We start from the raw sequence: 12,823 nt of genomic DNA on the forward strand, positions 1-12,823 counted from the left end.
GGGGTACTCCGGGGCCGAGCGGCTTCGCGATTCCAATAGACATCAAACCCGCCGCCCGGCCCGGACGAAGGTCGATGCCATTGGTCTCGCCCAAGCGGTCTCCCGCTTCCACCGCACCACGACCTCTCGGCCGAGTATGTTGACACGGTGGCCCGTCGCGAACGACGGCTGGCTACTCCCCAGATGACGGAGGCGCGTTAGACGGCTTGGCCGCGGGTTGCAAGCCTTCCGATGCGGCCGCGGCGGCAGCGTCGGATTTCGCGATGTCGGCATCCATCGCCTTCGCGCGCGCCTCTATCTCCTTCGCGGCCTTGTCGTAGCGTTCCTCGAAACGCGGCTCGTCCTTGCACGCCGCGAGCAGCAGCAACGGGACGAGCAGGGCCGCGGCGCGCATCAATAATCCTTGCGGTAACGGATGCTGAGGTTCGATCCGCCCGATCCGCCCGCCTGGCTGAGCAGCGACAGCGCCGGGGTCAGGCTGATTTCGAGCTGCGTCGCCGTATAGCCGCGCGCGTCGGTGATCACCTCCAGATAAATGTCCTTGGTGATATATTGCCCTGCCGCCAGCGCCGCTCCGCGCCCGACCGTATCGTCGGGGCCGAGCACGCGCAGCCGGTCGATCCCCGTCGCCGACTGGAGCGAACCAAGCGGGCTCAATCCGCCGCCGGTGCCACTTAGCGTGTTGAGCGACGAGGCGAGTTGCACGGCCTGCAACGGCGACAGCGTCGTGATCGAATCGCCGAACAGAATGCGCGACACGATTTCGTCCTGCGGCAGGCCGGGAACGCTCGAGAAGGCGATCTGCGGATTGCTCGCGCGGCCGGTGACGCTGATGCTCACCGTAACGGTCTCGATCGTGTCGCTCGCGAGCAGGCGGATCGCGGGGTCGAAGGCTTCGCCGGTCGGGAAGGTTACCCTGCCCTCCTGAAGCTCGAACGAGCGCCCTGCAAAGCCGAGCGTACCGCGCACCAATTCGATTTCGCCGGTGACGCGCGGATCCTGCGTCGTTCCGCGCAGCACGACATCCGCCTTCCATTCGGATTCGAGTCCCATGCCGCTAACATAGATTTCGTCAGGCGCTTTCAGCGCGATGTCGAGGCGGATGAGATCGAACAGGCTGCCGCCGACCGCCGCAAGCCCGTCGCCGCTGATCCGCTGGCGGCCCGCAGGCGGCTTGCGCCGCACCCCGGTCAGGACCGGAACCTGCGCGGCACCCTCGCGAATGATTCGATAGCGCGTTTCGGGAAGGCGAAGGCTGCCCGACAGGAGCGCGGTCTGCCCCGCGACCTTTTCGAGCGTCAGATTACCCGTCGCGCGCGCGGCGATATTCTCGCTCTTGGCGAGGCGCGCATTGTCGAGCGTCGCCGAGATGTTCATCGGATAGCCGTCGGCCGAAGCAAGGCTGATATAGCCCTTGGCCTGGACGGTGCCTTCACCGGCGGTCGCGGTCAGCTGCTCGATCTCCAGCCGGTTGCCGGTGAAGCGGCCGTTCACGACCATATTGGTCAGCCGCGTGCCATAGGTCTGGTTCTCATAGACCATGTCCTTGCCGCGAACGACGCCCTGCAGGCACGGATCGGACACGCTGCAGCTAAAATCGGCGGCGACCGCGATCGGTCCCGACACATGCTGCGTCGCCGGGCCGAAAAAGGAGTAGAGCGTGTCGGCGGGGCCGTTGTAGCGGATGCCGCCGCCGAGCGGCGCCGCCATCAGCCGTTCGGTCCAGCCGCCCGCGCCGGGGCCGAGCGGGCGTAGCGATGCCTGCATTCGCCCGATGACGCTGCCGCGCTTGCGCATCACCGCGCGCGCCTCGCCGCCGTCGGCGAGGAGCTTGCCCGCGAAATTGACGTCGACCGGCTGGCTGACCGACGCCGCGGTGGTGCGGGTGAAGTCGGTGATCGTTAGCCGCGCGTCGGCGCGCGGAAAGCTGTCCGAATTGGCCTGCTCGAAATCGAGGCTGCCCGTCGCGCGGCCGCCGAGCCCCATGTCGGGATAGACTGCGTTGAGGATCGCCATGTTGACGCGTTCGAGCCGGCTCTGGAGCATGATGCCGTCGCCGAAGCGCCCCGCAATCCGCGCGCGGCTGCCACGGCCGAGGGTGATGTTCGTCGGCAAAAGTTCGTAGCCGTCGGCCCCGGGGATGATGCGCGCGGGCGTTGTCGTGCGAAAATTGATCCCGGTCGCGCGCCCCTGCACCGCCGCGCGCCAGAGCTTGGGCTGGAGGTCGGCGTTGGCGGCGATGCGGAACGGCACGCCGCTGGTGCCCTCGACCAATGCCTGCGCCTTGCCGCTGCCGCCCCGATAGTCGATCTTCACGCGCCCAACCGCGATGTCATAGTCGCGGATTTGCGTGTCGGCGATCTGGATATCGGCGACGATATGCGGCGTGTCGTAGAGCGTCACATCGGCATCGACGATCGCCGAACCGACCGCGAGTTTCGCCGCACCGGGAAGCACGACATCGTTGGCGCGGACGTTGATCGCCGCGGCCTGATATTGCCCCGCAGCGGTCAGCCGGACGAGACCGCCGAGCCCCTGTCCCGACGCGTTGAGCTGGCCGACGAAGGGTCCCGCGTCGCTCTTGACCAGCCGTCCGTTGAACCCGATCCCCGACAGGTCGCCGCGCTCGACATCGATCGTGAGCGGTCCCGACGCGGTCCGCAGCACGACGTCGGCCGACAGCGGGCCATAATCAGTGTCGCCGGTCGCCGCGAGGCGATAGCCGTTTTTCGCGCCGTTGATCTTGGCCACCAGATTGGCGAGCCCGATGCCGAGCCCCGGCCGTGAAGCGGTCACCACCGCGCGCGGGTCGCTGATCGTCCCGGCAAGCTGGACCCCGACGGGGCCATAGTCGGTCGAATTCGCCCGCGCCGTCAGACGGATCTGGCCGTTGGGCGCATAGCTTCCCTGCCCGCCCGTGACCCGCAGCCGCGGCGCCGACATCCGCAGATTGGCGAAACGGATCATACCATCGGTGCCATAGCGCACGTCGCTCGACGCGGTCGCATTGCCGCCGAGGAAATCGCGCACGCCCGAGTTGAACAATTTGGTCGAACGCGCGCGGACGCGGCCGACGATCTCGAACCCGCCGCGCGGCGCGGTCTTCAAATCGGCATCGGTGTCGATGTCGAAAATGCCGACGCTCTCGATGCGATAATCGTTGATCCGCCCGTCGATCGCGCCGGTGTAGAAACCCTTGTTGAGGTCGGCGATGATGATCGCCTTTGCATCGATACGCGGCGAGCGCAGGCGCAGATTGTCGCTGAGGATGCGGCCATTGCTGTACGCAAGGTCGCCGTCGAGCCGGACCGACACCAACGTACCGCCGGCGACGGTATCGAGTCCGCGAATGCGCGTGGCCCTGCCCGCGACGGGAATGACGATCTGGTCGGCATCGACGCGCGCCTTGCCCGCGAGGCTGATCCCCTCGACGACAATGTCGTTGAACGCGAGGCTGTTGGCATTCGCCTGATATTCCACCGTTGGCAACGCGAACGCGCCGTCGAGCGTCGCCGTCGCGCGCAGGCCGTTGGCGCGTACCGCCGGCGCAATCGCACTCGGGCGGAGGATATTGGCCGCGAGTTTCAGCCCTTCATAGCGGCTGTTGCCAAGGTCGATGCCGCCGCTGATCCCGAGCTGCGCGGCATCGGAGGACAGCCGCCCGTCGATCGCGGCGTTGCGCTCCTGAAGCCGTGCGGTCAGGTCGATCGCGGTTTCGGTGCCCAATATCTCGGTCATCGGCCCGGTCAGCAACCGCGAGGCCCGCGCCGTCCCCTTTGCGGCAAAGGTGCCGTCGCGCCCGGTCAGCGCGACGCGCGCGAGCGGCGCCGCGCCGAGGTTCGCAGTCAGATTGCCGTTCCATGCTTTCCAGTCGCCGCGTCCGTCGAGCTTCGCGGTCAGCGTTTCCTTGAACCCGCCCATCGCTGCGAGCACGCCGCCCTGCGGCGCGGTGACGTCGAGCTTGACCCCGAGCCGGTTCGCCTCGGGAACCGCGTCGAGCACCAGTTTCAGCGCATCGCCCTGTCCGCCGCCGCCCGCGATCGTTTCGGCATTGGCGGTAACCTGCGCGCGGCGGTCGGCAATCGCGATCTTGCCGTTCAATTTCGCAATCTGGCGCTCGCCCGCCACCGGGGGCTCGAAAACGAAACGATCGACACGCACCAGCCCGACGTCGATGTCGAGATCGGGGAGCAGCGGCTCGCCGGTGTCGGGAACGACCTTGAACTCGGGCAGTTTGCGCATCGTCATCGTCGCGGCGGTGGCCGAGCGGACGTCGACATGATTGGCGAGATAGCGGATCGGCCGCCAGTCGACCCTGACCTCGGGCGATGCGAGGAACACACCCTTGGTGTCGGACAGCGTGAAATTGCGGATGATCATCTGGCCATAGAGCGACCCGTCGAGCCGGCCGATGCCGATCTTCATCCCGTTTTCGAATTCATATTTCTCGATCTGGGTGACGACGAAACGCCGTCCGGCGTCGCTGTTGAGCCCGACGAGGAACAGTGCAAACAGCAGCACAAGCCCGAGCAGGGTCAGCCCGACCCAACGCAATATGGTGAGCGGCCACGAGCTCGAGGCTTTCGCCGGCGCGGCTCCCTCTTCGGCGAAAGGCGCGTCGTCCGCCATCAGAACGCCTGCCCGATCGAAACATAGACGCTGACGCGCGCCTCACCCGGCTTGCGCCCGATCGGGGTCGCGATGTCGAAGCGCATCGGGCCGAAGTTCGTATAATAGCGCGCGCCGATCCCCGCGCCGAAACGCAGATTCTGGAAGGTCGGCGCCGATGAGCGATAAACCTGCCCGGCATCGACAAAGCCGACGACGCCGAAATTGCCGAAACGATAGCGCGTCTCGAATGCCGCCTCGGCGACGCTGCGGCCGCCGATCGGATCGTTGTTAGGATCCTTCGGCCCGAGTTCCTGATAGCCGAAGCCGCGCACCGAGCCGCCTCCGCCCGCATAGAAGCGCCGCGACGGCGCTAGCCGCTCGCGCGCCGCGCCGAGAATCGACCCGACGCGTACGCGGCCCGCCAGCACGATGCTGTCGGTCACCGGATAATAACCGCTGATGTCGGTCCGCAGCCGTGCATAAGGCGAGAAGCTCCCGGCGAGCGAACCTTCGGGCTGGATCAGCGACGTGATGCGAAAGCCCTTCGTCGGGTCGAGCAGGCTGTCGGTGCGGTCCATCCCGACCTGCCCCGTCAGCCCGAGGATGGTGTAGAAATCGTACGAGCGTTCGCCTGTCGTGAAATCATAATCATCCTCGCGCGTCGCGATCAGCTCGGCGCCATAGGCATAGGTGAATTTCTTCTGCCAGATCGGCGTCGAATCATAGCTGACGCGCACGCCGACGCGGCCCGTAATCGCATTGAATGCATCATAGTTGCTGCGTTTGACCTCGGTGACGAGCTCCATGGTACGGTCGCGCCGGCCGGCGTTCGAGCGGCGTAGCGTCGCCCCGATCCCCTGCTCCTGCGTGCCCAACACACCGCGGAAGGTCAGCGCCCCTTCGGGTGGGAACAGGTTGCGGTGCGTCCAGCTGCCTTCGAGCCTGATACCTTCGCCGGTGCCATAGCCTGCGCTGGCGGCCAGCGTGCGCGGCGGGCCGGCCTGCTGGGTCACCAGCATCGTCACATATTCGGTATCGTCGCCCGCGCTTTCGCCCGTCGGCTGCGGTTCGGCGGCGACGGTCGCGAACAGCCCGGTTGCGACCAGTGCCTGTCGAAGGTCGTCAACCATGCGGCTGTCGTAGAGGTCGCCGCGCTTGAAGCGCGCGAGCACCTCGACATGCTCGGCCTCGAAAGCGAGTTCGCCCGTCGTCTCAATCCCGCCAAAGCGCGATCGTTTCCCGATATCGACGGGCAAGGTGTAGACGCCGTCGCCCGTCGCGCCATCGAGCAATATGTCGCGCTGCCCGACCTTGGCAAAGGGATAGCCTTCTTGCGGCAGCTTGAGCGCGATCGCGGCTTCGGCGCCCTGTATCCGCTGCGCAACGATCGGCTCGCCGACGGCGAGCGGGAAATTGTCGGCGATCAGCGTCGGCGGGACCGTCGGCGCCGCGTTGATGATGATGTCCGCCAGCGTGTAGCGCTTGCCGGGCTTCACATCGATCACCGCGGTGATCGACCGGGGCTGGCGTTCCTGCCCTTCCTGACGCTCGCCGCGGTCGATACGCGTATCGACAATCGCATCATAATAGCCTTCGGACGCCAGCACGCGCTGCATCAACTCGCCATCGGCGGTGAGGCGCGCGCGGATCATCGCCGCGTTATCGGCCTTTCCATCGCCATCATAAAGCGCCGACAAATCGCCGAACAGGTCGGCGAGGTCGACATCGGTGCTGTCATCGGCGGCATCGAGGCCGTTCACCTGAACGGTATAGGCGATGCTGACATTGTCCTTGTCATCCTCGGCCTCGGCAAACTGCACCGGTTCGACATCGAAATTTTCGAGCGGCGGAAGCGGGGCCGCAAGCTCGCTGTCGCTTATGGGAGCGTCGCCGATCGCTTCGACGGTATCGCCGTCGGCCAGCGCCGGCACGGCAACGCCATCCACCTGCGGCGGCTGTGTCTCGACCGTCGCTTCTGCGTTTCCCTCGGCCGCCGGTTTCGCACCCTTCGCGGCCTCGGCCGCCTGGCGCTTTTCGAAATCGGCGATCGATTCCAGCGGGCGGTCGAGTTCGGCGTCGTCTTCGGCGCTGATCGGCGGAATCGCCTTCTCGAACTCCTCGTCCTCGATGATCGGCGCCACTTCGGGCAGCACGGCATCAGGCGGCGGCGGCGATGGCGCTGTGATCGGGTCGGTCTTGGCGGTGTCGACGGTCCGGACGACCTGCGGCGGTTCGACTTGCTGCCCATGGGCAGCACCGGCCCAGGCGAGGCAAAGAAAGGAGGGTGCAGCGATCAATAGCGGCCGCATCCGCGAGGATCGACGGCCTGACGATACACAGGAATTTTCAGATTTTTTCATCTGCTGGCCACCGATGCGCACTTGTGGCTTGCGAGATATAGCTGTGCAACCCGTTTCTCCCCATTTGATAAGCTAACTCTCCGACAATGGGACAGTTCCCGGCGATGCGGCGAGTTGCGGCGATGGAGGAAAGTCAGGAATCGGCGCCGAACAGGTCGCGGCTGTAAACCTTGTCCGCGACATCGGCGAGGTCGTCGGTCACGCGGTTCGCGATGATGACGTCAGCCTCGGCCTTGAATGCGGCAAGGTCGCGGATCACGCGCGAGTTGAACAGGCGGTCCTCCTCGACCAGAGGTTCATAGACGATGACCTCGATGCCCTTCGCTTTCACCCGCTTCATCACGCCCAATATGCTGCTGGCGCGGAAATTGTCCGATCCCGCCTTCATCGCGAGGCGGTGAATGCCGACGACGCGCGGGGCGCGCTTGATCACTTCGGACGCGATGAAATCCTTGCGCGTCGTGTTCGACGACACGATCGCCTGGATCAGATTCTGCGGCACTTCCTGATAGTTGGCGAGCATCTGCTTGGTGTCCTTGGGCAGGCAATAGCCGCCATAGCCAAAGGACGGATTGTTGTAGAATTGCCCGATCCGTGGATCGAGGCACACACCCTCGATCACCTGGCGCGAATCCACGCCGTGCGATGCCGCATAGGTATCGAGTTCGTTGAAGAAGGCGACACGCATCGCAAGATAGGTGTTGGCGAACAGCTTGATCGCCTCGGCCTCGGTATTGCCCGTCTGCAAAATCTCTGCCTCGGGCTTGAGCGAGCCTTCGAGCAACAGGCGCGCGAATTCGGCCGCGCGCGGGTGCGTATTGCCGACGATGATGCGCGAGGGATAGAGATTGTCGTAGAGCGCGCGTCCCTCGCGCAGGAACTCCGGCGAAAAGACGATCGCGTCGCTGCCATGCTCGGCTCGCATCCGCTCTGTGAAGCCCACCGGCACAGTCGATTTGACGATGATCAGCGCGCCCGGCGCCTTCACCAGCGCGTCGGCGATCACGCTCTCGACCGTCTGCGTATTGAAATAATTGGTGTCGGGATCATAGTCCGTCGGCGTCGCGACGATGACGAAGTCGGCGCCCGAATAAGCCGCACCGCGATCGGTCGTCGCGATCAGGTTCAGCGGCTTGTTCGCGAGATAATCCTCGATCTCGGGATCGGCGATCGGCGATTGCTTCGCGTTGATCTGCTCGACCTTGCGCGCATCGATGTCGAGCGCGATCACCTCATTGCGCTGCGCCAGCAAGATGGCATTGGAAATACCGACATAGCCCGTGCCGACGACTGTGATTTTGATGGACGGCGCATGCGGCTCATTTGCTGGGGGCAATGACTTATCCTCTGATCGATGTGGCGCCGTCCCTAGCAATTGCGGCGCAGCGGCTCAACCGTGGGGCGTCAGGTGCCGCAGAAGGTCTTGTAAGGACCGGCGTCGGCCAGGGCCGGCGCGGCGAACCGTTCGTGCCCCGGACGCAGCGCATAGGGATCGCGCACGACCTCGAGCAATTCGAGCCACGGCGCGAGGTCGCCCGCCTCGGCGGCGTCCAGTGCGGCTTCGACCAGATGATTGCGCGGGATGTAGAGCGGGTTTACCGCGTCCATCGCGGCGGCATGTTCCAGCGGCCCCGTTGCCTCGTGCGCGATCCGCTCCCACCACAGGGCGATCCACGGCGCCATCGCGTCGGGGGCGGGAAGCAGGCTTTCGAGCATCGCGCCGTCGCCGCGCAGCAGCATGGCGAGCGCACGAAAGAAGGAGGTGAAATCCACCTCATGTTCTTCAAGTTCGTCGAAGAGCGTATCGATGAGTTCGCCGTCGTCGGCGCCCTCGCCGGCCAGCCCCAGCTTTTCCCGGACCCGCGTGTGCCATATCGCGCGGAAACGGACGGGAATCGCATCGACCAATGCCTTCGCCGCGTCGACATCGCCGGGCGACACCCGGTGGATCGCGGGGAGCAAAGCCTCGGCAAAACGCGCCATGTTCCAGTGCAATATCTGCGGCTGACGGCCATAGGCATAGCGCCCGTTGGCGTCGATCGAACTGAAGACCGTGTTTACGGCAAAGCGATCCATGAAGGCGCAAGGGCCATAATCGATCGTCTCGCCGCTGATCGCGACATTGTCGGTGTTCATGACGCCGTGGATGAAGCCCACTCCCAACCACTGTGCGACCAGTTCGCATTGCAGGCCGATAGCGCGATCGAGGAGCGCGAGCGACGGGTTGGCGGCTTCCACCAGGTCGGGGAAATGGCGGCGAATGCTATAGTCGGCGAGCTGGACAACATGGTCCGCACCGAAATGCGCGGCAAAAAACTGGAAGGTTCCGACGCGGATGTGACTGCTCGCGATGCGGGTCAGCACCGCGCCGGGATGCGCGCGCTCGCGCTGAACGCGGTCCCCCGTCGCAACGGCGGCGAGCGCCCGCGTCGTCGGGACGCCCATCGCCGCCATCGCTTCAGACACGAGGAATTCGCGCAGCACCGGGCCGATCGCGGCCTTGCCATCACCATTGCGCGAAAAGGCAGTCGGTCCGGACCCTTTCAACTGGACGTCGAACCGCGCGCCGTCCGGAGCAATGATTTCGCCCAGAAGCAGCGCACGGCCGTCGCCGAGTTGCGGCGAAAAATGCCCGAACTGATGACCGGCGTAGGCAAGCGCGAGCGGGTTAGCGCCGTCGGGAAGCCCCTGCCCCGACAATATTCGCACTGGCTCTGCCATGTCGGCGCTGTCGACGTCGAGCCCCAGTCGCTTCGCCAAGGGATGGTTGAAAGCCAGAAGCGCGGGCGCCGACGGCGTCACGGCTTCGGCGGGGGCGTAGAAGCCCTCCATATGGTCGTGAAAGCTGTTGTCGAACGCAAAAACCATAGCACTATGTCGAGCCTTATCTTCGCGATTGCAAGATTTAGGCGCCAACAATTGCCCGCGGCGAGCACAGACAACCGGCATTTTCCGACATTCAGGCTGGATACGCGCAAGAACATCCGCGGCCACGCGGCTAAGAAGCAAAGTAATGAAGGTTTCAAACCGGCGGTGCGGGCTATATCGGCAGACACATGCTGGACCAGTGGCTCGGCGCGAGGCGCGAGGCACGAGGCACGAGGCACGAGGCACGAGGCACGAGGCACGAGGCACGAGGCACGAGGCACGAGGTTTACGTTTTTGACAATTATTGCAACAGTTCGCCCGTGCCGCTTACACGGGTTCGCCAACTCACCAATCGCGACATGGTCGAGGTCGACGGCGACATCCGCGATCCACCAAGTGTGTTTCGCCTTCAAACCCAACGCTATAAAATTCGCGGACAGAAAGCCGTCGGCTAATCCAATGAGGTCCCGCTGCTTTACTATCAGACCAACGTTACCGGCACGATGGACCTGCCCGTCACGATGGATGCAGCGAGCTGTCGCCGAATCGACTTTTCATCGTCGGTAACGATTTATGACGAAGCGCAATATCGTCCCTTCGACGAGGGCCACCCGACTGCGCCGACTAATCTCTATGGCCTAACGAAGGCGATGACTGAAGGGATGAGCCGCGGCTGGATCGCCACTCGCGCCCAGCACATCGGCAGTGCTGCGCGAATATTTCAACCCGGTGGGCGCGCGTGAATCGAGCCGGATCGGCGAAGATCCGCAAGATACGCTCAGTAGTCTGATGCCCTTCGGAGCACAGGTTTCGATTCTACGCCGTGCGAAGCTGTCCATTTCCGGCGACGAGTATCCGACCCGCGATGGCGCCGAGGAGCGCGATTATATCCACGTTGTCAATCTCGCGCGGCGCATCTCGCTGCACTCGATAACAACGACGAATGGACGGCTTGCGCGACATCCACGTCAGAGCCGGACGCGGCGGCATGGAAATTCAATGAAACGTTTCTCAAAGGCTGCTCAATCGACGTGGATAATCAGAGCGATATGCGGCGCGACGTTACCATCGACGATATCGTCGCCGGCTTCCTGCTGGCACTCATTCACGCGCCTCGCGACGACGACCAGATCAAGCCGAGCGGGTTCGCCACGCCTCTCCGCTTTTATAATGTCAGCAATACCCGCCCGAACAGTTGATTGATCTGATCGGCGCGATCTAACGGGCGTACGGGCGCAGGGCGAGATCAATATGCCGCCGATGCAGGACGGCGACGTCTATCAGACGCTTGCCGACATCGACGATATCGCGCGCGATCTGAGCATTGCACCGACCACTCCGATCGACGTAGGCATCTCCTCTTGGTCGAATGTCACCTGCCAAACCGGAAAACCGCCGGTTCAATGCCACCCGAATAGACTATAATTCCATTGTATCGCACGCCGGTGAGCCCTAAGGAGCGCGCGATAAGAACTTTCGTAGCTCTCGGTTCTTGATGGCGCTTGACCATCAGGCCTGTTGAGATGTTCGGAAACTCGCTGGAACGTTTACCTTGGCTTTTGCTATGCAAATATTGTCGTCCGGAGATAGACGGTGGGGTTGATACATAGCTCTGTCGTGTCCAACCACGCGCACGCACCCTCACGATCGACGGTCTTGGCCCATGGCACATTGCAAGTCGCGCTGACGCTGCTGTTTGGAGTGATAGTCCCGCTTCTGGTCTATGGCGTCTTGTATCCGTCGGCGATGGCGGCGCGCGACATCGCGCAATTTACGATTACCTTGTCGGCAGGCGCGGCGATTGCGGGGGTCATCGTCCTGACCCGCATGATCCGATATCCGGGGGTGTCACATGCCGGTACCATCCTGCCGGTCTTTGGTTCAGCCTATGGCATCGTCGTGGCGGCACTGCTAATTTTACGCGAACCATACAGCAACGCGATCCTGTTTCTGTGTTTCACTAGTTCGGTGGCGGTTCAATATGCGATCGCCGCGATGCTGAAACAGTCGGCCAATCCCGTTCATTATGTCGTGCCTGGCGGCCATGCATCGGCGATTACGCGCCTCCGCGATTGCCATTCGCATGTCTGGGCGACTCCCGACGCCCCGCTGCCCGCCGCAGCGATTGTGGTCGCCGATTTACATTACGACCATAATGATGCGTGGGAACGCCGCATGGCCGAGGCCGCGTTGGAAGGCGTCCCGATCTTTCATTACAAGCAGGTTCTGGAAGCGCTGACCGGTCGCGTCCAGATCGACCATTTGTCGGAAAATGTTCTGGGTTCGTTGATCCCCAGCAACAGCTATCACGGTGTGAAACGCGCGGCCGATCTGATCGGCGCGATCATCGCGCTGCCCCTTCTCGCGCCGGTGTTCCTGATCGCGGTGATTGCTATTAAGCTAGATTCGCCGGGCCCCGTCTTTTTCCGCCAGGACCGCGTCGGCTTTCGCGCAAAGCGTTTCAAGGTGCTCAAATTCCGGACCATGCGTCCCGCTGACAGCGCGGCGGACGACCGGAGCCGTGACGTTCGCGCAGCGATGACGACCACCGACGACGAACGTATCACGCGCCCTGGCAAATGGCTGCGCCGAACCCGAATCGACGAACTCCCCCAAGTCTGGAACATCTTGTGCGGCGACATGAGCTGGATCGGTCCGCGACCCGAAGCCTTGCCTCTGTCCGAATGGTACGGCAGCAAAATCCCATTTTACGCCTATCGCCATATCGTGCGCCCGGGGATCAGCGGTTGGGCGCAGGTCAATCAAGGCCATGTGACCGAACTTGAGGACATTCATACCAAGCTTCAGTATGATTTTTTCTACGTCAAACATTTTTCGTACTGGATCGACGTCATCATCATCGTTCGCACGATTGCCGTCGTTTTTAACGGCTTCGGCGCAAAATAATCGGCAACCACCCAAACGCGACAACACTCGCTTCTTCCGGCATAGTTTTCCACAGCAATCGCTAGATCCAAAGGCCC

The 12,823-nt window shown here is 63.6% G+C and carries 8 protein-coding genes, 1 pseudogene and 1 riboswitch; of the genes and pseudogenes, 4 read left to right on the plus strand and 5 right to left on the minus strand.

The features are described from left to right. Positions 1-16 precede the first annotated feature (16 nt). Positions 17-194, minus strand: a riboswitch (yybP-ykoY riboswitch). The 5 genes from ACTJI5_RS22280 to ACTJI5_RS22300 form a co-directional block, all read right to left on the minus strand. Continuing rightward, the gene (locus ACTJI5_RS22280) at positions 173-394 is read right to left on the minus strand and encodes a hypothetical protein (protein WP_440861873.1); all 222 of its coding nucleotides are present in this window, start codon (positions 392-394) and stop codon (positions 173-175) included. It overlaps the preceding riboswitch by 22 nt. Then, positions 394-4,629, minus strand: coding sequence for a translocation/assembly module TamB domain-containing protein (locus ACTJI5_RS22285; protein WP_440861874.1), 4,236 nt, complete (start codon positions 4,627-4,629; stop codon positions 394-396). The genes ACTJI5_RS22280 and ACTJI5_RS22285 overlap by 1 nt, the downstream gene beginning before the upstream one ends. Next, positions 4,629-6,908: a BamA/TamA family outer membrane protein gene (locus tag ACTJI5_RS22290; RefSeq protein WP_440861875.1), complete on the minus strand. Its 2,280-nt coding sequence runs from the start codon at positions 6,906-6,908 to the stop codon at positions 4,629-4,631. Before ACTJI5_RS22290 ends, ACTJI5_RS22285 begins: the two co-directional genes overlap by 1 nt. Positions 6,909-7,104: 196 nt before the next feature. After that, a complete protein-coding gene (locus ACTJI5_RS22295; protein WP_440861920.1) occupies positions 7,105-8,274 on the minus strand; it encodes a nucleotide sugar dehydrogenase in 1,170 nt (389 codons plus the stop codon). 101 nt (positions 8,275-8,375) lie between these two features. Beyond that, positions 8,376-9,839 (minus strand): protein adenylyltransferase SelO, encoded by a 1,464-nt coding sequence (locus ACTJI5_RS22300; protein ID WP_440861876.1) that lies wholly within the window; start codon positions 9,837-9,839, stop codon positions 8,376-8,378. 467 nt (positions 9,840-10,306) lie between these two features. On the opposite strand from ACTJI5_RS22300, the pseudogene ACTJI5_RS22305 reads away from it, so the two are divergent. The 4 genes and pseudogenes from ACTJI5_RS22305 to ACTJI5_RS22320 all read left to right on the plus strand — a co-directional run. Beyond that, positions 10,307-10,582 (plus strand): annotated as a pseudogene (locus tag ACTJI5_RS22305) (NAD-dependent epimerase/dehydratase family protein); the annotation flags it as partial. 288 nt (positions 10,583-10,870) lie between these two features. Then, positions 10,871-11,038 (plus strand): hypothetical protein, encoded by a 168-nt coding sequence (locus ACTJI5_RS22310; RefSeq protein ID WP_440861877.1) that lies wholly within the window; start codon positions 10,871-10,873, stop codon positions 11,036-11,038. A 52-nt stretch (positions 11,039-11,090) separates the two neighbouring features. Beyond that, the gene (locus ACTJI5_RS22315; RefSeq protein WP_440861878.1) at positions 11,091-11,264 is read left to right on the plus strand and encodes a hypothetical protein; all 174 of its coding nucleotides are present in this window, start codon (positions 11,091-11,093) and stop codon (positions 11,262-11,264) included. A gap of 231 nt (positions 11,265-11,495) precedes the next feature. Further along, positions 11,496-12,746: a sugar transferase gene (locus tag ACTJI5_RS22320; protein ID WP_056375872.1), complete on the plus strand. Its 1,251-nt coding sequence runs from the start codon at positions 11,496-11,498 to the stop codon at positions 12,744-12,746. Positions 12,747-12,823 lie beyond the last annotated feature (77 nt).

The sequence above is a fragment of the Sphingopyxis sp. 22461 genome (assembly GCF_052044915.1).
Taxonomy (GTDB): Bacteria; Pseudomonadota; Alphaproteobacteria; order Sphingomonadales; family Sphingomonadaceae; genus Sphingopyxis.

Coding starts and splice junctions, on each gene's coding strand:
- ACTJI5_RS22280 (WP_440861873.1), bottom strand. CDS start 394: ATGCGCGCCGCGGCCCTGCTCGTCCCGTTGCTGCTGCTCGCGGCGTGC.
- ACTJI5_RS22285 (WP_440861874.1), bottom strand. CDS start 4,629: ATGGCGGACGACGCGCCTTTCGCCGAAGAGGGAGCCGCGCCGGCGAAA.
- ACTJI5_RS22300 (WP_440861876.1), bottom strand. CDS start 9,839: ATGGTTTTTGCGTTCGACAACAGCTTTCACGACCATATGGAGGGCTTC.
- ACTJI5_RS22315 (WP_440861878.1), top strand. CDS start 11,091: ATGCCGCCGATGCAGGACGGCGACGTCTATCAGACGCTTGCCGACATC.